General features: G+C 70.3%; 21 protein-coding genes. 12 read left to right on the top strand and 9 right to left on the bottom strand.

The genetic code is table 11. The annotated features are described in order from the left end of the window. Positions 1-33: 33 nt before the first annotated feature. The gene (locus tag KZC57_RS02625; RefSeq protein ID WP_025103588.1) at positions 34-744 is read right to left on the bottom strand and encodes a DUF4191 family protein; all 711 of its coding nucleotides are present in this window, start codon (positions 742-744) and stop codon (positions 34-36) included. Positions 745-906: 162 nt separating this feature from the next. Between KZC57_RS02625 and KZC57_RS02620 the strand changes: the two genes are divergently transcribed. Beyond that, the gene (locus tag KZC57_RS02620) at positions 907-2,322 is read left to right on the top strand and encodes a hypothetical protein (protein WP_247640988.1); all 1,416 of its coding nucleotides are present in this window, start codon (positions 907-909) and stop codon (positions 2,320-2,322) included. A gap of 15 nt (positions 2,323-2,337) precedes the next feature. On the opposite strand, the gene sucB is transcribed toward KZC57_RS02620, so the two are convergent. From sucB to KZC57_RS02605, 3 genes are all read right to left on the bottom strand, one after another. After that, a complete protein-coding gene (gene sucB, locus KZC57_RS02615; RefSeq protein ID WP_247640987.1) occupies positions 2,338-4,107 on the bottom strand; it encodes a 2-oxoglutarate dehydrogenase, E2 component, dihydrolipoamide succinyltransferase in 1,770 nt (589 codons plus the stop codon). 66 nt (positions 4,108-4,173) lie between these two features. Then, the gene (lpdA, locus tag KZC57_RS02610; protein WP_247640986.1) at positions 4,174-5,547 is read right to left on the bottom strand and encodes a dihydrolipoyl dehydrogenase; all 1,374 of its coding nucleotides are present in this window, start codon (positions 5,545-5,547) and stop codon (positions 4,174-4,176) included. Between the two features lie 5 nt (positions 5,548-5,552). After that, complete coding sequence (locus KZC57_RS02605) at positions 5,553-7,031, bottom strand: leucyl aminopeptidase (RefSeq protein WP_247640985.1); 1,479 nt, start codon at positions 7,029-7,031, stop codon at positions 5,553-5,555. 114 nt (positions 7,032-7,145) lie between these two features. Between KZC57_RS02605 and KZC57_RS02600 the strand changes: the two genes are divergently transcribed. From KZC57_RS02600 to KZC57_RS02590, 3 genes are all read left to right on the top strand, one after another. Then, positions 7,146-8,087, top strand: a complete 942-nt coding sequence (locus KZC57_RS02600; RefSeq protein ID WP_060921805.1) for a proteasome assembly chaperone family protein — start codon at positions 7,146-7,148, stop codon at positions 8,085-8,087. A gap of 215 nt (positions 8,088-8,302) precedes the next feature. Then, the gene (locus KZC57_RS02595) at positions 8,303-9,496 is read left to right on the top strand and encodes an RNA polymerase sigma factor (RefSeq protein WP_370670652.1); all 1,194 of its coding nucleotides are present in this window, start codon (positions 8,303-8,305) and stop codon (positions 9,494-9,496) included. Beyond that, complete coding sequence (locus KZC57_RS02590; protein WP_060921806.1) at positions 9,496-10,188, top strand: coenzyme F420-0:L-glutamate ligase; 693 nt, start codon at positions 9,496-9,498, stop codon at positions 10,186-10,188. The genes KZC57_RS02595 and KZC57_RS02590 overlap by 1 nt, the downstream gene beginning before the upstream one ends. A gap of 98 nt (positions 10,189-10,286) precedes the next feature. Here KZC57_RS02590 and KZC57_RS02585 read toward each other — a convergent pair whose 3' ends face one another. Beyond that, positions 10,287-11,303 (bottom strand): sugar-transfer associated ATP-grasp domain-containing protein, encoded by a 1,017-nt coding sequence (locus KZC57_RS02585; RefSeq protein ID WP_060921807.1) that lies wholly within the window; start codon positions 11,301-11,303, stop codon positions 10,287-10,289. An 84-nt stretch (positions 11,304-11,387) separates the two neighbouring features. Between KZC57_RS02585 and KZC57_RS02580 the strand changes: the two genes are divergently transcribed. After that, positions 11,388-12,092 (top strand): alanine racemase, encoded by a 705-nt coding sequence (locus KZC57_RS02580; RefSeq protein ID WP_231919622.1) that lies wholly within the window; start codon positions 11,388-11,390, stop codon positions 12,090-12,092. Positions 12,093-12,103: 11 nt separating this feature from the next. Beyond that, on the top strand, positions 12,104-13,141 hold the full coding sequence (locus KZC57_RS02575; RefSeq protein WP_247640984.1) for an alanine racemase: 1,038 nt from the start codon (positions 12,104-12,106) through the stop codon (positions 13,139-13,141). A 26-nt stretch (positions 13,142-13,167) separates the two neighbouring features. On the opposite strand, the gene KZC57_RS02570 is transcribed toward KZC57_RS02575, so the two are convergent. Continuing rightward, the gene (locus KZC57_RS02570; RefSeq protein WP_025103577.1) at positions 13,168-13,386 is read right to left on the bottom strand and encodes a hypothetical protein; all 219 of its coding nucleotides are present in this window, start codon (positions 13,384-13,386) and stop codon (positions 13,168-13,170) included. Between the two features lie 181 nt (positions 13,387-13,567). Here KZC57_RS02570 and KZC57_RS02565 point away from each other — a divergent pair, with 181 nt between their 5' ends. Next, complete coding sequence (locus tag KZC57_RS02565; RefSeq protein ID WP_374206594.1) at positions 13,568-15,679, top strand: type IIA DNA topoisomerase subunit B; 2,112 nt, start codon at positions 13,568-13,570, stop codon at positions 15,677-15,679. A gap of 60 nt (positions 15,680-15,739) precedes the next feature. On the opposite strand, the gene KZC57_RS02560 is transcribed toward KZC57_RS02565, so the two are convergent. Then, positions 15,740-18,181 carry a DNA topoisomerase (ATP-hydrolyzing) subunit A gene (locus tag KZC57_RS02560; protein WP_144881160.1) on the bottom strand — a complete coding sequence of 814 codons (2,442 nt, stop codon included), beginning with the start codon at positions 18,179-18,181 and terminating at the stop codon, positions 15,740-15,742. Positions 18,182-18,225: 44 nt separating this feature from the next. Here KZC57_RS02560 and KZC57_RS02555 point away from each other — a divergent pair, with 44 nt between their 5' ends. Next, complete coding sequence (locus tag KZC57_RS02555; protein WP_247640983.1) at positions 18,226-19,347, top strand: alkaline phosphatase family protein; 1,122 nt, start codon at positions 18,226-18,228, stop codon at positions 19,345-19,347. Positions 19,348-19,365: 18 nt separating this feature from the next. On the opposite strand, the gene sepH is transcribed toward KZC57_RS02555, so the two are convergent. After that, positions 19,366-20,412 (bottom strand): septation protein SepH, encoded by a 1,047-nt coding sequence (gene sepH / locus KZC57_RS02550; RefSeq protein WP_060921809.1) that lies wholly within the window; start codon positions 20,410-20,412, stop codon positions 19,366-19,368. Positions 20,413-20,611: 199 nt separating this feature from the next. Between sepH and KZC57_RS02545 the strand changes: the two genes are divergently transcribed. Continuing rightward, positions 20,612-20,905 carry a DUF4193 domain-containing protein gene (locus tag KZC57_RS02545; RefSeq protein ID WP_060921810.1) on the top strand — a complete coding sequence of 98 codons (294 nt, stop codon included), beginning with the start codon at positions 20,612-20,614 and terminating at the stop codon, positions 20,903-20,905. Between the two features lie 75 nt (positions 20,906-20,980). On the opposite strand, the gene KZC57_RS02540 is transcribed toward KZC57_RS02545, so the two are convergent. Further along, positions 20,981-21,445, bottom strand: coding sequence for a DUF3093 domain-containing protein (locus KZC57_RS02540; RefSeq protein ID WP_247640982.1), 465 nt, complete (start codon positions 21,443-21,445; stop codon positions 20,981-20,983). A 12-nt stretch (positions 21,446-21,457) separates the two neighbouring features. On the opposite strand from KZC57_RS02540, the gene dut reads away from it, so the two are divergent. The 3 genes from dut to KZC57_RS02525 are packed head-to-tail and all read left to right on the top strand — an operon-like array spanning position 21,458 to position 23,243. Then, positions 21,458-21,928 (top strand): dUTP diphosphatase, encoded by a 471-nt coding sequence (gene dut, locus KZC57_RS02535; protein WP_247640981.1) that lies wholly within the window; start codon positions 21,458-21,460, stop codon positions 21,926-21,928. Further along, positions 21,925-22,512, top strand: a complete 588-nt coding sequence (locus KZC57_RS02530; RefSeq protein WP_060921813.1) for a DUF3710 domain-containing protein — start codon at positions 21,925-21,927, stop codon at positions 22,510-22,512. Before dut ends, KZC57_RS02530 begins: the two co-directional genes overlap by 4 nt. Further along, positions 22,509-23,243 carry a DUF3159 domain-containing protein gene (locus KZC57_RS02525; protein ID WP_247640980.1) on the top strand — a complete coding sequence of 245 codons (735 nt, stop codon included), beginning with the start codon at positions 22,509-22,511 and terminating at the stop codon, positions 23,241-23,243. The genes KZC57_RS02530 and KZC57_RS02525 overlap by 4 nt, the downstream gene beginning before the upstream one ends. The last annotated feature ends 22 nt before the right edge of the window (positions 23,244-23,265 follow it).

Here is a 23,265-nt window from a genome sequence, read left to right as displayed (position 1 = left end):
GGACGGCCGCGCTTCGCGGTTCGGGGGAGCGGGTCAGCGCGGACGCTGCGCCCGCACCTTCGTCGGGTCGATCCCCTTCGGGATGGGAAGCGACGACAGCGACTGCGAGACCGAGTCGATGCGGCGGATGACGGCCGCCATCGTGGCCTTGTCGATGGCCTTCGGGAGCTTCTTGATGGTCTTCGCGAGGTCGGCGATGGGGACCTCGTCCTCGCCGTGCCCGACGTAGAGCACCGTGATCGGCACGCCATGGGCGACGCGCTGCGCCCGGCTGCGCTCCTCGTTCACCAGCCGCGTGAGACGTCCGCGGGCGCCTTCGCCGACGACGACGATGCCGCCGCGGCCGACCGTCCGGTACACGGCCTCCTGCGTCTTCGGGTTGATGCCCACCGGGGTCTCGGAAGCCTGCCACTGGCGACCCAGGCTGGTGCTGAGCACGTGACCCGTCGCACCGGGCATGCCGTCGATCTTCGTGTACATGGCCGAGGTCGAGAGCCTGGTCATGAGGAAGAGGGCGCCGAGCACGCCGAGCATGAGGCCGGTGATCGCCCAGAGGACGAGCGTCCACACCTGGAACGGCGGGATCAGGTAGCCGGCCAGGAGACCGAGGAGCACGCCGCCGATGAGGATCGCGGCCTGCGCCCAGGGGAGCCAGGGGTAGGCCTCGCGCGTGAACCGGAAGAGGGACTTGATCTGGGAGAAGAACCCAGGACGCTTCTCGGGTTCGGGAGCACGCTTTGCCATGGAGACCAGCCTACCGAGTCCGAGCGCCTTGCGATGCCGCCGTTCGCGTGCAGCGGAGAGCAGAGGGTGACCGTTCCTGCACAATTCGGACCGCGACCGGATCCCCTCCCGGCGGCACCGAACAGCCACGGCGGGTCCGGCGGGTCGGGTGGGATGGACCACATGACACCAGCGCGTGAGACTCCGTTGCAGGAACCGGCCGTGCTCGCCCAGGCGCACCGCACGATCCGTCTCCTCGACCGCTCCGAAGGGCCCTTCCACGGTGCGCTCGTGACCTCACCGGACGGGCCGCTCGTGCGCGCCGACGCTGAGAGCTTCGCCGGCTGGGCGGGCTGGCGATACGCGGGCTCTCAGCACATCGCGGCTCCGGTCGACATCGCCCGACGGCTGGACGGGCATGACGTGTTGCTTCCCTGGTGCACGGAGCGGCTGGAGTCATACCTGGACCGACGGCTCCGGACACAGGGTGGGCTGCCGCCCGGGGAGATCGGCACGGTGGTCGTGAGTCTGCTGCGCGGACTGGCGGAGCTGGGTCCGGCGCCGGCTGTCGAGGCGCAGGGAACATGGTGGCTCACCGAGGGTGGCCGGCCGCTCTTCGTGGTCGGGCCCGGCCAGGAGGCGGCGTCTGCCGTCTCCGAGATCGTGGGCCGGCTGCGCGCGGAGTGTACGGACAAAATGCTGGCCCGGGCTCTCGACCGCGCCCGGGATCGAATCGGCACGGCCGCGGCACAGCGCAGGGTGCCACGGCGGCTGCTCGAGGAGGTGGAGAGCGAGCTCCTGGAGATGGCGGCGCCGCGACCTTTGGAAGAGGCGGCCGAAGACCGGGCAGGCCCTGCCGTGGAGACGGGGGTGGCCGGGGCGCTGCGGCGCGTCCGGGTCGAGCCGGTTGCCCGTGCGCGGCTGCGGCACCGCCGGGCACGGGTGGAAGGAGCGGGCGGACCGCGCTCGACACGGATCGTTGCCGACATTCTCGTTCTGCGTGACCGCCTCGTCGGCAGGACGCGAGCCCTCATCGGCCAGCAGGCCGGCAGGCCGCGCCGGGCCGCACCGGAGCGGGGGACCGGATCCCGACGGCCACGGGTTCTCGCCGTGGCGGGTGCCGGCGCGGTGGTGGTGCTGTTTGCCGGCTTGCTGTGGCCTAACGAGCGAGATGATCCGACGGTCGGGCCCCCGGAGAGCCGGCCCTCGGCCTCGCCGCATCGAGCGGGGGGCGACTCTGCGGACGTAGACTCCCCGGGCCCCTCGGCGCGCACAACGGTGGCGCCGACGGGCGACGATCCGGTGCTCGCCCTGCCGGGGCTCGTGGCCCAGATCGAGGAGTGCGAAGCTCAGGAGGACCGGGTGTGCGCTTCCGCGGTCGCGGCGAGCCCGTCGGAGGTCATCCCGCTCGTCTCCGGAGCCGCCGACGTCCAGGACGCCGCTCTCATCGATCGGTATGGAGATATCGCCGTGCTGGAAGTGCCGTCATCGTCCGCTGACGAGGAGGGGACGGAGGGTGCGATCACTCTCGTCCTCGCGCGCATAGAAGAGAAATGGCTGGTCCGCGACGCATATCGCGTCGCGGACCAGCCGAGGTGAGACGAAGCCGTCGAGTCAGGCGCCGAGCTGACCGCTGAACTGCGCGGCCTCCAGGCGAGCCTTGACAGCGCCGAGGAAGCGGGCCGCGTCGGCACCGTCGATGATGCGGTGGTCGTACGACAGGGCCAGGTACACATAGGAGCGCACCGCGATCGCGTCCGTGCCGCCGACCTTGACCAGGCCAGGGCGCTTGACGACCGTGCCGGTGCCGAGGATCGCCGACTGCGGCAGGAACACCACGGGGGTGTCGAACAGCGCGCCGCGCGAACCGGTGTTGGTCAGCGTGAACGTGCCGCCCGCGAGCTCGTCGGGCTTCAGCTTGTTGTCACGCGTGCGCGCCGCGAGGTCCGCGATCTCGTGGGCGATCTCGGCGATGTTCTTCGACGCCGCGTCGCGGAGCACCGGCGTGAGCAGACCGCGCTCGGTGTCGACCGCGATCGAGACGTTCTCGGAGGCCGGGTAGACGATCTGCTCGCCGTCGACCGTCGCGTTGATGATCGGGAAGGCCTGCAGGGCCTCCGCCGCCGCCAGCGCGAAGAACGGCAGGAAGGAGAGCTTGTCGCCCGTCTTCTCGAGGAAGGACGCCTTGACGCTGTCGCGGTACTCGGCGAGAGCGGTGACGTCGACCTCGACCACGGTGGTGAGCTGAGCGGTCTGCTGCATCGACTCGACCGCGCGCTTGGCGAGGACCTTGCGCAGGCGCGACATCGGCTGAGTGGTCCCGCGCAGCGGCGACACCTCGAGGGGTGCCGGAGCCGGTGCCGCGGCGGCGGCCGGTGCGGCGGTCGCCGTCTCGGCCGCCTTGAGGACGTCCTCCTTGCGGATACGACCTCCGACGCCGGTGCCCTTGACCGTGGCGAGGTCGACACCCTGCTGCGCAGCCAGACGGCGGACGAGCGGGGTCACGTACAGGTTGTCGCTCTCGGTCGGCAGCGACAGCTTGGGAGCCTCGGCCTGCGCGGGCTGTGCCGGAGCAGCGGGCTGTGCGGGAGCAGCGGGCTGGGCCGGCGCGGTGGGAGCCGCGGCCTGCGGGGCAGGAGCAGCCGGAGCCTCGGGCTGTGCAGCCGGAGTCTCGGCCTGCGGAGCCGGCGCGGCGGGAGCCTCGGCCTGCGGCGCGGCGGGAGCCTCGGCCTGAGCCGCGGGAGCAGCACCGGAACCGACACGTGCCAGCACGGCGCCCACCTCGACGGTCTCGTCCTCGCCGGCGACGATCTCCTGCAGCACGCCGGCGACCGGCGATGGGATCTCGGTGTCGACCTTGTCGGTGGAGATCTCGAGGAGCGCCTCGTCGACCTCGACCGAGTCGCCGACCTGCTTGAGCCAGCGGGTGACCGTGCCCTCGGTGACGCTCTCGCCGAGCTCGGGGAGCACGATGTCGGTCGCGTCGCCGGACGGAGCCGCAGGGGCGGCCTCGGCGGGAGAGGACTCGGCGGGAGCCTGCTGCTCCGCTGCGGGAGCCGCCTCGGGCTCCGGAGCGGCGGGGGCGGCGGCTTCGGCCGGAGCGGCCTCGGCGGCGGCAGGGGCATCGCCGGCAGGGGCCGCGCCGCTGCCGTCACCGATGCGGGCCAGCAGAGCACCGACCTCGACGGTCTCGTCCTCGGCGACGAGGATCTCCTCGATGACGCCGGTGACGGGAGAGGGGATCTCGGTGTCGACCTTGTCGGTCGAGATCTCGAGCAGGCCCTCGTCCGCCTGGACGGTGTCTCCCACCTGCTTGAGCCAGCGGGTGACCGTACCCTCTGTGACGCTCTCACCGAGAGCGGGGAGGACCACGGATGTGCTCATGACTGAGTCTCCTTCAGAAGTTGTATGACGCTTGTCTAGCTTAGTGACTCGGGCACCGGTTGGTGCTCAGAGGGCGTGCAGGGGCTTTCCGGCCAGCGCGAGGAAGGCTTCGCCGAGGGCCTCGCTCTGGGTCGGGTGGGCGTGGATGAGCGGCGCGATGTCCTCCGGGTGGGCTTCCCACGCGACCGCGAGCTGCCCCTCGGTGATGAGCTCGCCGACGCGGTCGCCGAGGAGATGCACGCCGAGGACGGGACCGTCCTTGAGGCGGACGACCTTGACGAGGCCGCCCGTGCCGATGATCTCGCTCTTCCCGTTACCCGCGAGGTTGTACTCGTAGGAGTGGACGGCGTCGGCGCCATGTGCCGCGATCGCCGCCTCTTCGGTGAGACCGACCGAGGCGACCTCGGGGCTGGAGTAGGTCACCTTGGGGATCTGCACGTCAGGGACGTTCACGGGGGTGAGGCCCGCGATGCGCTCGGCGACCGCGATGCCCTGCTGGAACCCGCGGTGGGCGAGCTGGAGACCCGGGACGATGTCGCCGACCGCCCACACGCCGGGGACGCCGGTGCGGAGCTCGTCGTCCACCGTCACGAACCCCCGGTCAAGGCGCACGCCGGCCTCCTCGAATCCCAGGTCGGCGGTGGCGGGGCCGCGGCCGACGGCGACGAGGAGGTAGTCGGCGGTGAGCTCCTTGCCGTCCTCCAGGGTGACGGTCACGGACGAGTCGTCCTGCGTGGCGGTCTGGAAGCGCACGCCGAGCGAGTACTGGATGCCACGCCGGCGGAACGCGCGTTCGAGGCCCTTGCTCATCGCGATGTCCTCGTTCGGGACGAGGTGGGGCAGGGCCTCCACGATGGTGACCTCGGCGCCGAAGGAGCGCCATACGCTCGCGAACTCGACGCCGATCACGCCGCCGCCCAGGATGAGCACGCGCTCGGGGATGACGTCCAGGGCGAGGGCCTGCTCGCTGGTCAGGATCCGTCCGCCGATCTCGAGCCCCGGCAGCGAGCGGCTGTAGGAGCCCGTGGCGAGGATCACGTCGGTGCCGACGTAGACGTCGTCGCCCACGCTGATGCTCCGGTCCGTGTTCAGGCGGCCGAGCCCGGGGACCGTCGTGATCCCGCGCGCCTTGACGAGCCCCTCGAGGCCTTTGTACTTCTTGGCGACGATGCCCTCGCTGTACGTGCGCACCCCGGCGACGTCGATCCCGCCGAACGAGGCTGTGACTCCCACGGAGGAGGCGTCGCGCACGTGGTCCGCCACCTCGGCGGCGTGCAGCAGCGCCTTGGTGGGGATGCACCCGCGGTGGAGGCATGTGCCTCCCACCTTGTCCTTCTCGATCAGTGCGACGGACTTGCCGAGCTCGCTCGCTCGCAGTGCCGCGGCGTACCCGCCGCTGCCGCCGCCCAGGACGACGATGTCGAAGGTGTGGGTTGTCATGGGTGTCATGCCTCCGGGTGGGATGCTGCTTCGGCGAAGGCGATGATCGATCGGACCATCGCCCCCGTGGGGCCCTTCTCGGTGAAGCCGTAGGGGGCGCCGGCGTGTTCACCGGAGCCCGCGATGTCGAGGTGCACCCAGGGGATGCGCGGCGCGTCGTCCGCGTCCGAGGTGCGGCCGACGAAGCGTCGCAGGAAGAGGCCGGCGAAGGACGCGCCGCCCATCCGATCTCCCATGTTGGCGTTGATCATGTCGGCGATGGGGGAGTCCAGCGTCTCCTCCATGTAGGCGGGCAGGGGCATGTGCCACGCCGGCTCTCCAGTGCGCGCAGCGGCGGCGAGGAACTCCGCGACCGTCTCGTCGTCGCCGAAGACACCCGTGTGGCGGTGGCCGAGGGCCGCGACGATCGCGCCGGTCAGGGTCGCGACGTCGATTATGACGTCGGGGTTCTCCCGGCTCGCGGCGACCAGGCCGTCGGCGAGGACGAGGCGCCCTTCCGCGTCGGTGTTCAGCACCTCGACGGTGGTGCCGTCGAGGATGCGGATGACGTCGCCGGGGCGGAGGGCGCGGCCGGACGGCATGTTGTCGGTGATGCAGAGCCAGGCGGTCACGTGCACGGGAAGTCGCAGGGCTGCGATGGCGCGGAGCGCGGCGAGAGAGGTGGCGGCGCCCGCCATGTCGAACTTCATGCCGACCATCGACGCGGCCGGCTTCAGGGAGAGCCCACCGGTGTCGAACGTGATCCCCTTGCCGACGAGGGCGATGTGGCGCTGCGCGTCCGCCGGCGCGTAGTCGAGGCGGACGAGACGCGGTGGGCGGTCGGAGCCCTGGCCGACGCCGAGGATGCCGCCGAAACCCTGTTCCGCGAGAGCGGTCTCGTCGAGGATCTGCACGGTGACGTCGAGGTCGCCGACGCTGTCGGCGGCGCTCTGCGCGAGCTGTGCGGGGCTCTGCCACTCCGCGGGCACGTTCACGAGGTCCTTGATGAGGGCGACAGCCTCGCCCGTGGCCTGGGCGCGAGCGACGGTCGCGTCGTCGAGCGGGGCGTGGACGACGACCGCCGTCGCCCGCTTCTTCCTGCCGTTCTCGGCGCGGTAGTCATCGAAGCGGTAGCCACCGAGGACGGCGCCCTCCGCCGCGGCGGCCGCGTGCGCCTCGAGCCCGGAGGCGAGGCCGAGCGCGACGGTGTCGAAGCCGGTGAGGGAGCGAAGAGCCGTGCCGGCGGCGCTCCGCGCCGACGCGTCGTCGATGGTAGAGCCGACGCCGACGACCGCGAAGGGGAGGGTCGTCACCTCGGGGGCGTAGACCCGCGCGAACGCTCCGGCGGCGCCGGTGAAGCCGATGCCCGCCAGGACGTCGGCGAGACCGGGGTGAGCCGCCAGCGACTCGGCCGACTCGGAGAGATCGGGGACGACGAGCACTGCGGCATCGGCAGCGCTTCCGGGGAACTGATCGGTGGTGTGCGAGAGCACGGGAAGCGTCATGCTCTCCATCCTAGGATCTCCGCACCGGGGTCGTCGGTCCGGCGGCCGGGGTGTGTTCGCTCTCAGCGAGACACGTCAGAGCCCGGCTCCGGGTGCGGCTCGTAGCATGGAGACATGCCCTTCTCCGGAGAGATCCACGAACGCGTCGCGAACGCCCCCGCGGTGCCCCACGGCCTGCCTCTCGTGATGCTGCTCACCGGTTTCACCGACGCCGGCAGTGCGGTGTCCGGGCTCATCGATCACCTGCGGGAGACGACGTCGCCGCAGCCGCTCGCGATCTTCGACAACGATGTGCTCCTCGACTACCGCGCGCGCCGCCCGGTCATCTCGTTCGACCAGGACCACCTCGCCGAGTTCCGCCCGCCGCGCCTCGAGCTCTCCCTCGCCACGGATGCGCTGGGACGCCCGTTCCTGCTGCTCACGGGGTATGAGCCCGACTTCGCGTGGAACGCCTTCGCGGAGACCGTTCTGGATCTCGCTGCGGAGTTCGAGGCCTCGGGACTGCACTGGGTCCACTCCATCGCCATGCCCGTGCCGCACACGCGTCCCATCGGGACGACGGTGAGCGGTAATCGGCGCGATCTCGTGGTGTCACACTCCGTGTGGCGTCCGCGCACGCAGGTGCCCGCCACCGCCGGCCACCTGCTCGAGTTCCGGTTCGCGGAGCGGGGTGAACGCGTCGTCGGCTTCGTGCTGCTGGTGCCGCATTACCTCGCCGAGACGGAGAATCCGGAGGCGGTCAGCGCGGCGGCAGAGAAGCTCATGGCGTCGACCGGTCTCGTGCTCATGCTCGACGCGGTGCAGGAGCGGCGCGCGGACTACATCGCCCGGGTCGACGAGCAGGTCGCGGCGAACGACGAGCTGCAGCAGATGGTGCACAACCTCGAACGTCGTTACGACGCCTACATGGCCGGTCGCGACCCCGAAGACGACTCGTACGACGAGGGCGGGTTCAGCGAACGCGACCTGCCCAGCGCCGATGAACTCGCGGCCGAGCTCGAGCGCTACCTCGCCTCGCGTCCGTCCGGCGACGAGGACAAGCCGGGGCGCGGCTGAATCTCTCGCAGCGGATCGCCCTCGAATGCGTCCTCATCGCCATACGTGTGCGATACTAGGAGTCCGACCCGTTGTCAATCAGTGTTTTCGAGCGCTGGACTTGACAAGGGTCTTACTAGTGTCCGAAATGTCCCGGGGTCTCCCAGCGGCCCCGTGAAAGGCGAAACGTGACTCCTGCCACGACGAAGAACACGCGGACGAAGAAGGCCGATCAGATCACCGCGGATCCCGAGGTCGAGGACGTCGAAGCGACCGAAGCGGCTCCCGCGCCCAAGCGCGCCGCGGCCAAGCGCGCCCCCGCGAAGAAGAAGAAGTCGGACGACGTCGTCGAGGAAGACGACGCCGCTGCGGCCGAGGGCTCCGAAGACGCCGCGGGCGACGAGGAGGAGGACGACGCGAAGCCGGCCTTCACCGAGCCGCTGCCGACCGGTGCGATCGTCATCTCCTCCAAGGACGACGAAGAGGTCCCGGTCTACTCGACCCAGATCACCGGCGCGACGGCCGACCCGGTCAAGGACTACCTGAAGCAGATCGGAAAGGTCGCGCTGCTGAACGCGGCCGAAGAGGTCGAGCTCGCGATGCGCATCGAGGCGGGTCTGTTCGCGGAGGAGAAGCTCTCCGCGATGTCTCCCGCCGAGAAGACGAGCCAGCTCGGGCTCGACCTGCAGTGGGTCGCCCGTGACGGTCAGCGCGCGAAGAGCCATCTCCTCGGCGCGAACCTCCGTCTCGTCGTCTCCCTCGCCAAGCGCTACACCGGACGCGGGATGCAGTTCCTGGACCTGATCCAGGAGGGCAACCTCGGCCTGATCCGCGCCGTCGAGAAGTTCGACTACACCAAGGGCTTCAAGTTCTCGACCTATGCCACCTGGTGGATCCGTCAGGCGATCACGCGTGCCATGGCCGACCAGGCCCGCACGATCCGCATCCCGGTGCACATGGTCGAGGTCATCAACAAGCTCGCCCGCGTGCAGCGCCAGATGCTCCAGGACCTCGGTCGCGAGCCCACCCCGGAGGAGCTGAGCCGCGAGCTCGACATGACCCCCGAGAAGGTCGTGGAGGTACAGAAGTACGGCCGCGAGCCGATCTCCCTGCACACGCCGCTCGGCGAAGATGGCGACAGCGAGTTCGGCGACCTCATCGAGGACACCGAGGCCGTGGTCCCCGCCGATGCCGTGGGCTTCACGATGCTGCAGCGTCAGCTCGAGCAGCTCCTCGACTCGCTCTCCGAGCGCGAGGCCGGCGTGATCCGGATGCGCTTCGGCCTGGGCGACGGTCAGCCGAAGACGCTCGACCAGATCGGTGACACGTTCGGGGTGACGCGTGAGCGCATCCGCCAGATCGAGTCCAAGACGATGGCCAAGCTGCGCCACCCGAGCCGCTCGCAGTCGCTGCGGGACTACCTCGAGTGATGCAGGCGAACGAGGGCAAGGCGCTCGAGACGAGCGTCGACGGAAAGAGCTACGCGCGGATCCCGCTGCGCACCCGTGTCGTGATGCCGGACGACGATCTCGACGCCATCATCACGGAGTACGCCAAAGATGCCGTCCAGCCGGGTGACCTCCTCTTCGTGACCGAGAAGATCGTCGCGATCACGCAGGGGCGGTCCTACCGCCTGGACGAGATCAAGCCGCGGAAGCTCGCGCTGTTCCTGTCGAAGTACGTCACGCGCACGCCGTACGGCATCGGTCTCGGCATGCCGGAGACGATGGAGATGGCGCTGCGTGAGTGCGGTACGCCGCGCATCCTCTTCGCGGCGGCCGTCTCGGCGATCACCAAGGCGTTCGGGCGCAAGGGCGACTTCTACCGCATCGCGGGGGACAAGGCGCGCGCGATCGACGGACCGACGAAGCACACCATCCCTCCGTACAACGAGGCTGTGGTGCTCGGGCCGAAGGATCCGGACCGGGTCGCGGCGCACCTGAAGACGCTGATCGGCGGTCAGGCGGAGGTGGCCGTGGTCGACATCAACGATCTCGGCGGCAACATCCTCGGCTCCACGCTGGACAAGGCGGGGGAGCTGCGGCTGGTGAAGATCCTCGGTGACAACCCGCTGGGGCAGGGCCTCGAGTCCACCCCGCTCGGCATCGTCCGCGCGGTCTGAGCGGGTCGAACCACCCCTTTACATACGAACCGGCCCCTTGCGTTTGAACGCAAGGGGCCGGTTCGTTCGTAAGGGGCCGGGTCGACGCTTCGACAGGCTCAGAAGCCGATGACCTCGCGATACCGCGGCTTGTGCCCGGTACGGATGCCGGTGACGCTGGGCTTGTTCTCGTACACGCCTGCTCCCCAGTTGCCCTCGACGAGCACGGGGCCGTCAGGGGTCACGACGACGTCCCAGCCGACGTACTGCACCTGCGGCACGACGCGGGCGACCTGATCGATGAACGCCCGCACCTCGTCCATATAGGGCAGCTGGAAGTCGGCGATACGGAACCCGGAGTCCGGGTGCGTCTCGTGGACGTGGCCGTGCGAGTCGTAGCCGGCCCCCACCGCGTGCCCGTTCTCGTCGAGCATCGTGTAGAAGCCGCCGAAGGTCATCTGGTCGCTCACCGCGCCGCGTCCGAACTTCTGCGCCATCGCGAGGATGTGCGCCTTCTCGCCATCGAAGAACGCGGTGATGCGCGTGGTGTTCACGGTCCCGGGGCACACGGCTGCGAGGTCGTCGTGCTGGCGGATGACCTGTTCGATCAGCAGCTCGCCGCGATCGAGGAGGCCGCGGTGGAACTCGGTCCAGTCCGTGATGTCGGCCGCGTGATACCGGTGCACACCGGTCCCGGCCTGGCCGACCGGCTCCTTCGTGACGATCGTGCCGAGGCGCTCCGTCAGGGCGCGGACCTCGTCGGCGTTCCCCTCCTCGACCACCATCCACTCACGGTGCAGGTGCGCGGAGAACTTGCGGTTGAACTCGATCTTGTCCTGGAAGATCCAGCGGAAGTCGGGGTGGTCGTACTTCTGCGAGAGCTGGTTGGACACGGGGTGCGTCATGTACGTCTCACGCTCGGCCCGGTTCAGCATCGCGAAGTCGTAGTCGATGTAGTCCTGGAAGCCGACGTTGTGACGGGCCGCCGACCAGAGCATGTCGGCGACGATCGTGGGCACGGGCCGGTGATGCTGGGCCGAGGCCTCCTTGGCGCGTTCGAACACCGAACCGACGTCGATGCGGCGGGCACGGCCGAGGAGGTAGCGGATGCGGGGCGCGAGAGAAAGACGAGACATGAAGCTCCGGGTCTAGGGATCGACGTCCCAGTCTACGCGGGGAGCCCCCAGGCTCCTGGGAGCGCGGAAGCTAGGCTGGAGCACGTGTGTGACACGAGTTCGAGTGCGCTTCCGCAGGCGATGATCTCGCGTTCGGCCCTCGCTGCCGGCGCATCCGCGGCGATCCAGGCGGGAGGTCGCCGGGCCGATTTGCGGCGCGATGCGTGGGGTCACGGTCTGCTCGCCGTCGCCCAGGCGGTGACCGCGGCAGGAGCGGAGGAGGTCCTCGTCGACTCCCCCGGAGAGGTCGAGGCGCTCCGTCTCGAAGGCATCACCGCCACGATCACCGGAGAGCCGGACGTCGATCCCGCTCTCCTCTACGGGCTGCCGTCCGCGGAGGGCCTCCCGACGACGCCTCCGGTCATGCGCCTGGTCGGCCGTGTCATGTCCACCAAGCGCCTGCGGGCGGGAGAGGCCGTCTCGTACGGCTACACCTTCCGGGCGGCGGCGGACACCACGGTCGCGCTCGTGACGGGCGGCTACGCTCAGGGCATCGTGCGGGCCCTGGGCAACCACGCGGACGTGGAGATCGACGGCGCGCTGCACCCCATCGTCGGGCGTGTCGCGATGGACGTCTGCGTCATCGACCTCCAGGGGGCTCCCGCGGAGGTGGGCGACGCGGTGACCTACTTCGGAGGGACCGGACCCGCCTCCGGCGCCATCGCGCGCTGGGCGGAGCTCACTCGGATGACCCCGGCTGAGCTCGTCGCGGTCCCGGGAGCGCACGCCGTGCGCGGATGGGAGGCATGATGGGAGGCCCGATGCGCCCCGAACTGCGTCTGGACAGCGCCGTCTTCCGCGCGAACATCGCGGCGGTCCGTGACCGCCTCGGCGACTCCACGCTGATGCTGGTCCTCAAGGACGATGCCTACGGCCACGGGCTCCGCTGGGCGGTCGAGACGGGCCTCGAGGCCGGGGTGACGTCGTTCGGCAGCTATGACGTGCGCGGAGGCGTCGAGGTCCGGCGCATCGCGGGCGGAGAGGTGACGGTGTTCGCCTGGGCGACCTCGACGGATGAGGAGATCGACGAGGCGCTCCTGCAGGACATCGAGCTCGGCGTCGGCACGGTCGAATATCTCCGGCGCATCGCCGCCCGGGCGGAGGTCCTCGGCGTGCGCGCACGGATCCACCTCAAGATCGACACCGGGCTGCACCGCAACGGCGTGCGCCCGGAGGACTGGGCGGCCGCGGTCGCCGAAGCCCGAGACGCCGAGCGGTCCGGCGCCCTCGCGCTCGTCGGCGTCTGGAGCCACATCGCCGAGGCGAGCGATGCCGAGGACGACGAGGCGCAGGCCGTGTTCCTCGACGCCGTCCGGCAGGCCGGCCTGACCGGGCCGCAGCCGGCGTCTGTGCACCTCACGGCCTCGGCCGCGTCCTGGTGGCGACCCGAGCTGCGCGGGACCGTGTCGCGGATCGGCGCGTTCTGCTACGGCATCCGCTCGGCGGACGGCCCGGACCTCGACGGGATCCGTCCCGCGGCGCGTCTCGTCGCGCCGGTCGTGCGGGTGGAGGGCGAGAACGCGATCGTCGCTGTCGGGAGCCTGGACGGCGTCCCCTCCACGCTGACCGGGATGACGGTGGGCACCCCCGCCGGCTCGCGTGCCGTGTCGACCATCGATGTCGCCACGATGACGGTCGACGGCTGGCCGGGGATGGCGGTCGGCGACGAGGTGACGATCTTCGGCCCCGGCGCACACGGGGAGGAGACAGCAACGACCCTCGCCGAGCGGATCGATACGGTGGGCGAGGAGATGCTCACCCGCCTCGGTCCGCGGATTCGGCGGAGGGTCGTGGACTGAACCGGCCCGGCCGGGTCAGGCGCTGATCAGACCGTCTCGATGAGACGGGCGGTCTCGTCGTGCCAGCTCGTGGCCACGCTGCGCAGCTTCTCTTCGTACTTGCGGCCGTGGTGGGCGCAGAAGAGCAGCTCGGAACCGTTGACCTCGGCGGCGATGTAGGCCTGCGCTCCACACGAGTCGCAGCGGTCCATCGCGGTCAGGCGGTACTCGACAGCGGAGGTCTCACGTTCGGTCGTTGCATTCATCTCGGGGCCTCCTCGGGTGTCGGCGTCCTTGTTGGTCGTGCTCAATACAACCACGCTGCACCTGGGGGCATGCCCGGTCGACGGCGTGTTTCGCTCAGCGCGTACGCGCGCACCCGCGAAGGCGGCGCCCCGGGGAGTGTCTGCGAGGGGCGGCTCCCTCCCGCGAATAGACTCGGAGATTGTGAATGCCGAGTACTCCGCCCATCATCTCCAGGTGCTCGAAGGACTCGAAGCGGTCCGCAAGCGCCCCGGCATGTACATCGGCTCTAACGGTTCGCCCGGGCTCATGCACTGCCTCTGGGAGATCATCGACAACTCCGTGGACGAGGCCGTCGCCGGCAACGGTTCCCGGATCGACGTCATCCTCCACGACGACGGCAGCGTCGAGGTGCACGACCGCGGTCGCGGCATCCCCGTCGACGTCGAGCCCCGGACCGGTCTGACCGGCGTCGAGGTCGTGTACACGAAGCTGCACGCCGGAGGGAAGTTCGGCGGTGGCTCCTATGCGGCATCGGGCGGTCTGCACGGCGTCGGCGCCTCGGTCGTGAACGCGCTCTCCGAGCGCCTCGACGTCGAGGTCGACCGCGGCGGCAAGACCTACGCGATGTCCTTCCACCGCGGTGAGCCCGGCATCTTCCAGGACTCGGGGGAGAAGCGGCCCGATGCGCCGTTCACCCCGTTCGAGGAGAACAGCGAGCTGCGCGTCGTCGGCAAGGCGCCGCGCGGCGTCACCGGCACGCGGGTGCGGTACTGGGCCGACCGCCAGATCTTCACCAAGGACGCCGCGTTCCAGCTCGCCGAGCTCGAGACGCGGGCGCGTCAGACGGCCTTCCTGGTCCCCGGGCTCGAGATCGTGGTGCGCGACGAGCGCGCCGCGAGCGCCGGGGCGGGGGAGGACGGTGCGCCGACCGGCCCCGTGGAGACCTCGTACCTCTACGAGGGCGGCATCTCCGAGTTCGTGGACTACCTCGCGGTCGACCCGCCGGTGACCGACACCTGGCGCATCCAGGGGGAGGGCACGTTCACCGAGACCGTCCCGGTCCTGCAGCCGGACGGGCACATGGTGGCGACCGAGGTCGAGCGCGTCTGCGCCGTCGACATCGCCCTGCGCTGGGGCACCGGCTACGACACCCGCATCCGCTCCTTCGTGAACATCATCTCCACGCCGAAGGGCGGCACGCATCAGCAGGGCTTCGAGCAGGAGCTGCTGAAGGTGCTCCGCAGCCAGGTCGAGCAGAACGCCCGCCGGCTCAAGGTCGGCAACGACAAGCTCGAGAAGGACGACGTCCTCGCCGGCCTCACCGCGGTCATCACGGTCAACGTGCCGGAGCCGCAGTTCGAGGGTCAGACGAAGGAGGTGCTCGGCACGCCCGCCGTGCGCCAGATCGTGGCCCAGGTGATGCGCAAGGACCTGCAGCAGCGTTTCACCTCCACCAAGCGCGACGACAAGAGCCAGGCCACGCAGCTGCTCGACAAGATCGTCTCCGAGATGAAGGCCCGCGTGTCGGCACGCGCCCACAAGGAGACGCAGCGCCGGAAGAACGCGCTCGAGTCGTCCACCCTGCCGACCAAGCTCGTCGACTGCCGGACGAACGACGTGGAGCGCAGCGAGCTCTTCATCGTCGAGGGCGACTCGGCCCTCGGCACGGCGAAGAACGCGCGCAACAGCGAGTTCCAGGCGCTGCTGCCGATCCGCGGGAAGATCCTCAACGTGCAGAAGGCGTCGGTCGGCGACATGCTGTCCAACGCCGAGTGCGCGTCCATCATCCAGGTGATCGGGGCCGGCTCCGGTCGGACCTTCGACATCGACGCCGCGCGCTACGGGAAGATCATCCTCATGAGCGACGCCGACGTCGACGGCGCGCACATCCGCACTCTGCTGCTCACGCTCTTCTTCCGCTACATGCGGCCCCTCATCGAGAACGGACGGGTGTTCGCCGCCGTGCCGCCGCTGCATCGGATCATCGTCATCAATCCGGGATCCAAGCCGAACGAGACGATCTACACCTACAGCGAGCAGGAGCTGCACGCGCTGCTCGCGAAGCTCCGTAAGGCCGGCAAGCGCTGGCACGAGCCGATCCAGCGCTACAAGGGTCTCGGCGAGATGGACGCCGAGCAGCTCGCGAACACGACGATGGACCGCTCCGGTCGTCTGCTCCGCCGCGTCCGGATGGAGGACGCCGAGGCGGCGGGCCGCGTCTTCGAACTCCTCATGGGCAACGAGGTCGCCCCGCGGCGGGAGTTCATCATCGACTCCGCCGACCAGCTCTCCCGCGAGTCCATCGACGCCTGAGTGCAGAGGTCACGAAGAAGGGGACCCGGCGTGGCCGGGTCCCCTTCTTCGTGGAACGGATCAGACGAGCGTGCGGCCGATGCTGCCGATGACGCCGTCGATCGGCTGACCGGAGGCGTCGCGTCGTGCCCCCACGTCCGGGAGCTTGCGCACCGCGCCGGTGGGGTCGACGGCCAGTGCCGGACTCGGGCCGACCCAGGCGACGGTGAGGCGGTCCTCGCCCTTCAGGAAGGCGTGGGCGCGGACGCCGCCAGTCGCGCGGCCCTTCGACGGGTACTCCGTGAAGGCCGAGACCTTCGCGCGGCCGGGATCGGTGCCTGGCAGGATGCTCTCCGCACCGGACACCGTGGCGACGACGGCCTCCGTGTCCGGGCGGACGGCGCCGAAGAAGAGGACAGAGGCGCCGGAGCCGAGCTTGATGCCCGCCATGCCGCCCGCAGGGGCGCCCTGGGGGCGGACCGTCGAAGCCGAGAACCGGAGGAGCTGCGCGTCGGTGGTGAGGAACACGAGGTCGGCGTCATCCGCAGCGTCGGCCGCACCGACCACGGCGTCGCCGGCCTTGAGGCCGATGACCTCCAGGTCGGGCCGCACGGGCAGGGTCGACGGCACGATGCGCTTCACGATGCCCTGAGCGGTGCCGAGGGCGACGGGGGTCTCGCTGTCGAAACGGACGAACCCGAGGATGCGCTCGCCCTTGGTCGTGATCCCGAGGTAGTCGCGCAGCGGAGTCCCCGCGGCGAGCTGCACCGAGGTGCCGGGCACCGAGGGCAGGTCGACGGGGGAGAAGCGGACGACGCGTCCCGTGCTGGTGAGTGCCCCGACCTCGCCCCGGACCGTCGTCTCGACCGTCGCGAGGATGGCGTCGTGCTTGCTCCGCCGGGCCGGGGCGGTGAGCTCCTGTCCTTCGCCGAGGTCCACGCGCACGGCGCGGCCCGTCGTCGACAGGACCACGGTGGTCGGAGCATCGGCGATCTGCAGATCCACCGCGCCCTTCGTCGCGCGGGGCTTCGGCGGGGCGGCGTTCATCAGCAGCGTGCGGCGCGGCGTGCCGTAGGCCTCCGCCACGGCGTCCAGCTCCCGGGCGACGGCGGCGCGCAGCAGCGCCGGGCTGGCGAGCAGTTCGCGCAGCGACGCGATCTCCGCGAGGAGGGCGTCCCGCTCCGCTTCGAGCTCGATGCGGGAGAACTTGGTCAGGCGGCGCAGTCGCAGTTCGAGGATGTACTCGGCCTGCGGCTCGCTGAGGTCGAACACCGACCGGAGTCGGGTGCGGGCCTGCTCCGTGTCGTCCGAGGAGCGGATGACCTGGATGACCTCGTCGATGTCGAGGATCGCGATGAGGAGCCCCTCCACCAGGTGCAGGCGCTCCTCCCGGCGCGCGAGCCGGTACCGGCTGCGGCGGGTGATGACCTCGATGCGGTGCCCCACGTAGACGCTGAGCATCTCCTTGAGCCCGAGCGTGCGGGGCTGACCGTCGACGAGGGCGACGTTGTTGATGCTGAAGGAGTCCTCCAGCGGAGTGAGCCGGTACAGCTGCTCCAGGACGGCGTTCGGGTCGAATCCGGTCTTGATCCCGATCGCGACGCGCAGGCCGTGGTTCCGGTCGGTGAGGTCGGTGACGTCGCTGATGCCCTGCAGCTTCTTCGCCTGCACCGCGTCGCGGATCTTCTCGATGAGACGCTCCGGGCCGACCATGTAGGGCAGCTCCGACACGATGATGCCCGTGCGCCGGGGGCCCAGCGGCTCGATCGACGTCCGCCCGCGGACCTTGAGGGCACCGCGCCCGGTCGTATAGGCGTCCTTCACGCCATCGAGCCCCATGAGGATCCCGCCCGACGGGAAGTCGGGACCGGGGACGTACTCCATGAGGTCCTCGGTGGTGGCGTCCGGGTTCTCGAGCAGGTGGGTCGCCGCGGCGACGACCTCGATGAGGTTGTGCGGCGCCATGTTGGTCGCCATGCCCACCGCGATGCCGCTGGCACCGTTGACGAGCAGGTTGGGGAACGCCGCGGGCAGCACGGCCGGCTGCTGGAACTGGCCGTCGTAGTTCGGGATGAAGTCGACGACGTCCTCGTCGAGGTTCTCGGTGAGCGACAGCGCGGGTGCGGCGAGGCGCGCCTCGGTGTACCGGGCGGCGGCGGGGCCGTCGTCCAAGGAGCCGAAGTTGCCGTGACCGTCGACGAGCGGCACCCGGAGGGCCCACTCCTGCGCGAGGCGGACGAGCGCGTCGTAGATGGCCGAGTCGCCGTGGGGGTGCAGCTTTCCCATGACCTCGCCCACGACGCGGGCGCTCTTCACATGACCGCGGTCCGGGCGCAGGCCCATCTCGGCCATCTGGAACAGGATGCGGCGCTGCACCGGCTTGAGGCCGTCTCTGGCGTCGGGGAGTGCCCGCGAGTAGATGACGGAGTACGCGTACTCCAGGAAGGATCCCTGCATCTCGTGAGAGAGATCGATGTCCTGGATGCGTTCCTCGACGGGCTCGGGCGGCGGGGTTTTCGGCATGGACTTCCTGAGGGCGTACGGGAGCCTGTGTCAGACTGGCTCGGATGTCCTTCATGCTACCGTCCGTGCCGCCCGGCGCCCGGAGCGTCGTCGGGGTGGCGGACGACCTGTGCGCCGCTCTCCGAGGCGAATCCGCCACGCTGCCGAGCGCCGATTCGGCCGTGCTCGTGGTGATCGACGGCCTCGGGGCGATCAGCCTCAGGGGCCACGCCGGTCATGCCCGGTCGCTCACCGCATCCATGACCAAGAAGGACGTCGCCCAGACGGTGTTCCCGACGACGACGGCGGCGGCGCTGACCAGTCTCACCACGGGTGCCTGGCCGGGGGAGCACGGCCTCGTCGGGTACCGGGTCAGGGATCCGGAACGGGACGTGCTCGTGAACCAGCTCAGCGGGTGGGAGACGGACGGCCTGGATCCCCTCACCTGGCAGGGGACGCCCACCGTGTTCGAGCGCGCGGCGTCGGTCGGACAGGAGACGTTCGCCGTCGGACTCGCGACCTACGCGCACAGCGGCTTCACGCGGGCGACGTTGCGGGGAGCGACCTTCGTGTCTGCCGCGACGCCGGAGGAGCGGGTCGAGGTCGCCTACACGCTGGCCGCGGAGCATCCGGGCTCGCTGGTGTACTGCTACCTCCCCGAGGTCGACAAGGCGGGGCACAAGCACGGTGTCGCGTCCGCCGAGTGGGTGGCCGCGTTGGAGCGGATCGACGGGGCGCTGTCGCTCCGCGTCCCCCCGCGGGTCGGCGTGGTCGTGACCTCGGATCACGGGATGGTCGATGTGCCGTTCCACCGTCAGGTAGTGCTCGAGGAGTCGCATCTCGCGGGAATCCGTCACGTGGGCGGAGAACCCCGCATGCTGCACCTCTACCCTGAGCCGGACGCCGATGCCGCTCTGGTTGCGACGCGGCTTCGCCGCGACCTCGAGGGCGCGGCCGATGTCGTCACCCGCGCGGAGGCGGTGGAGGCCGGGCTCTTCGGTCCGGTCGTGCGAGACGAGGTCCTGGATCGCGTCGGCGACGTCCTGGTCATCGCCACGGGAGTCCGGGCACTCTACGACGGCACTGCCGACGACCAGCGCAATCGCGGCATGGTGGGGCAGCACGGGGCGCTCACGCCGGATGAGACGCGGGTTCCCTTCCTGCGGTTCGGATCGTTCGCCTCCTGAGGCTCGACCGGGAACCGATCACTCGTCGGTGCGCGCTCCGAAGACGATCTCGTCCCACGACGGCATCGCGTTCCGGCGGCGCCGACGCCCGCTGCCGTCGCTGTCCCCGGAAGCAGGCTGACGCGGCGCGGGCTCGGGGGCCTCGGGCTCGTCGTCCGGCTCCTCCAGGGCGGCGAACAGAGCGATGGGGTCGGACTCTTCCGGAGTCTCCTCGATCTCGTGCTCGATCGGCGACGGTTCCCGCTGGCCGCGACGGCGGCGCAGGGCTTCGAGGAGGTCGGCGGTCTCCGGACTCGTCGAGGCGGAGTCGGGTGCGCGGTTGATCGCGGCGTCCTGGACCGCCGGCGCCGACCGCTCGGGCTGCGCCGGCTCGTCGGCCTCTGCAACCGGAGCCGGGACCAGACGAGGACCGAAGGCACCGGAGTCGAAGCGGCTGTCGTCCTTGTAGGGGGAAGCGGCACGGTCCGCCTCCACCGCCCGCAGGCGCGGGATGAGGCCCTCCGGGAGCGAACCCTGGCGGGAGAGCTGTGTGGCGTCGGCGTTCAGGGGGGAGAGGGCGCTGCGCCGCGGATCGAAGCTCCAGCGGGCGTCATGCTCGACGTCGTTGGCGGAGAACTCCAGCTTGATGATCCAACCGGACTCCTCCTTCCAGCTGGCCCAGCGTTCGGACGACGCGGCCACCTCGGCGAGCTTGGCGCGGATCGCGGCTCCGAAGGTGGGCTGCGCATCCGGCTCGACCTCGCTGCCGATGAGGACGGGCACGGCGAGCGCCTGGCCGATGATGTGCTCGCGCTCGGCGAGGACGGGGCCCTCGAACCGGGCGACGTCGTCGACGCTGATCCCGAGGAGCTCCGCGACCTCCGCGGCGGTGAGACCGGCGCGGATCTGCGCCTGGATGTCGCGTGGACTCGCAGCGAGCTTCTGGGCGGCCGGCTCGGCCTGGCGCGTCGCGCGGCGGATCTCCCGCTGCAGCACGGCGTCGATGGGCAGCGCGAACCGCTCGCCCGCCTCGGTAGCGAGGACGAGCACTCCTGCCTCTGTGCCGACGATGGTGACGTTTTCCATGCGAATGCCCCTCTGATGGGTGTGCGTTCATGGTGTCACGCCGGGCTGGCCGGAACGGGGAATACGGCGGGCGTGCCGTGAGTTTGCCCTGTCGCATGGGAGGGCATTTGCGAAACGCCCGCCGGTCATGCAAACTATGGCCGCCGATTACCCGACGGCGCACCCGCCCACTCGCACCATGAAAGTGGAGATTCACCGCATGGCAACCGATTACGACGCTCCCCGAAAGAGTGAAGACGACTCCGAGTCGATCGAAGCCCTCAAGGAGCGTGTGCCGGACAAGCTGTCCGGCACGACCGGAGACGAGGACTCCGACAACCCGTCGAGCTTCGACCTCCCTGGCGCGGACCTCTCCGACCTCGAGCTGGATGTCGTCGTGCTGCCCGCGCAGCAGGACGAGTTCACCTGCATGAGCTGCTTCCTCGTCAAGCACCGCTCGCAGCTCGACCACGAGGGACCCGATGGCCCCATCTGCAAGGAGTGCGCTGCCTGAGCAGCCCTCTGAGCGACGCCCCACGCGCCCCCGACCATCCAGGTCAGGGGCGCGCTGTCGTTTCTCCGGGGGCGGTCAGCCCCGCGCCGCGCGGATGGCCGCGGCGAGCCGATCGGGCGTCCTGGTCGAGATCGTCCACGCGATGACGGGGTCTGCCTCGTCGATGTTCGGCACCACGACGACACCGTCGATGCCGCCTCGGATGAGGTGCCACCCGCGAGCCGGGAGCTCCGGTCCTCGTGCGGCGCGTGCCTCGTCGCCGGTCAACGCCATCGGCTCGCCGAGATAGCGCACGTCGATGTGAGCAGGCCCGGCGCGGAGTACGTCGTCCTGCACCGAGACGACCGGAGCCAGGGCGATGGCCGCCACCACGAGCAGCGCGGACACCGCTCCGCCGAGCAGCAGCGCGAAGGTCGAGCCGACCGGCACGAAGATGAGGGACACCATCGGTCCCGCCAGGGCGATCGTGACCAGCAGCCACAGGCTGGGGGCCAGGCGTTCGTGGTAGCGGGGACGTGCGTCCGTTGCGGGGTTCTGCATTAGCCTCATGGGGTGACCGATTCCGTTAATGTCCCCATTATCGCCGCAGTGGTCCCCGGCTATGCGCATCCGGGCGACGCCGGAGCCGATCTCGTGGCCGCCGAGGCCGTACGGCTCGAGCCGGGGGAGCGGGCTCTCGTGCCCACGGGAGTGCGTATCGCGCTGCCGGACGGCTATGCGGCCTTCGTGGTGCCCCGGAGCGGTCTCGCGGCGAAGCACGGCATCTCGATCGTGAACTCGCCCGGCACCGTCGACGCCGGCTACCGGGGCGAGATCAAGGTCAGTCTGATCAACACGGACATCCACAGCGCGTACGATGTCGCCGTCGGCGATCGCATCGCACAGCTCATCGTGATGCCCGTCACCCGCGCCCGGTTCCTCCCGGTCGACGAGCTTCCGGACAGCGTCCGCGGCGCCGGCGGATTCGGCTCGACCGGCTACCAGGCACAGACTCCCGAGAACGAAGCAGGACAGGCGAAATGACCGACAGCAACGACACTCCTTCCAAGTCGGCGCCCGAAAACCGCGCCACCGAGGGCCCGTTCGACGACTCCGAGGCGAACCCCGTCCGCCCGTACATCGACCTCGGCGGGATCAAGATCCTGCCGCGCGAGGGACTGAACCTGCGGCTCGAGGTCGAGGAGCAGAGCAAGCGCATCGTGGCGGTCGGGCTCGACTACGCCGAGTCGTCGCTCCAGGTGCAGCCGTTCGCGGCTCCGCGGAGCGGCGGTCTCTGGGATGAGACGCGGGTCCAGCTCCGCGACCAGGTGAAGGCGCAGGGCGGTCGCGTCGAGGAGCGGGAGGGTCCGCTCGGCAAGGAGCTCCTCGCCGAGGTCCCCGCCACGGCCAGCGAGGGCTCCGGCCTGCGTCTGGCGCGCTTCATCGGCATCGACGGCCCGCGCTGGTTCCTCCGCGGCGTGATCGGCGGAGCGGCGGCGTCCGACCCCGAGGCCGCGGCGAAGGTCGAGGACCTCTTCCGCTCGATCGTCGTCGTCCGCGGGGGAGCGCCCATGCCGCCGCGCGACCTCATTCCCCTGAAGATGCCGGCGACGCCGGGCTCCGCGTGACCACGCCGGACGCCGAGGAGCCACGCACGCAGAGCGCGTCGGAGATCCTCGGAGCAGCACTCGGCGGCGCCGCGCGCAAGGCCGGGCTCGACCCATCGGAGAGCGCGAGCACGCACAAGGTGGTCTGGTCGGCCATGGGCGGCTGGCGCGGGATCCTGGAGTCGGTGCTGCCGAGCCTCGCGTTCGTGATCCTGTTCACCCTTCGGCCTGAGCCCCTGCTGCTGCCCCTCGGAGTGTCCGTCGGTCTGGCCGCCGTGTTCACCGTCGTCCGGCTGGTGCAGAAGTCGCCGCCGTCGGCCGCCCTCGGCGGACTGATCGCGGCCGTGGCCGCCGCCGGTCTGGCGCTGTGGACGGGCCGCGGCGAGGACAACTTCGTTCCCGGCCTCATCACCAACGCGGTCTACGGCTCGGTGATCCTCGTCTCGGCTCTCATCGGCTGGTCGGTCATCGGTCTCGCGGTCGGCTTCCTCATGGGGGAGGGCACCGCCTGGCGCTCGGACCGACGCAAACGACGCGCGTTCTTCTGGCTCGGCATCGCCTGGGCGGCGCTGTTCTTCGCGCGGCTGATCGTGCAGTTCCCGCTGTACCTGGCAGGTGACGTCACCGCTCTCGGGACCCTCAAGCTCGTGATGGGGCTGCCGTTGTTCGCGCCCCTGATCGCCGTGACATGGCTGGTCGTCCGCGCGCTCTATCCCCGCGCGTCGTCGCACGACGACCCCGCGGCGGCGTGATAGATTTATCTCGACATCAAGA

The organism is Microbacterium sp. KSW4-4 (genome assembly GCF_023091185.1).
Taxonomy (GTDB): domain Bacteria; phylum Actinomycetota; class Actinomycetes; order Actinomycetales; family Microbacteriaceae; genus Microbacterium; species Microbacterium paraoxydans.
Note: the sequence above shows the minus strand (reverse complement) of the source record. Positions and strands in the feature narration are given on the sequence as shown.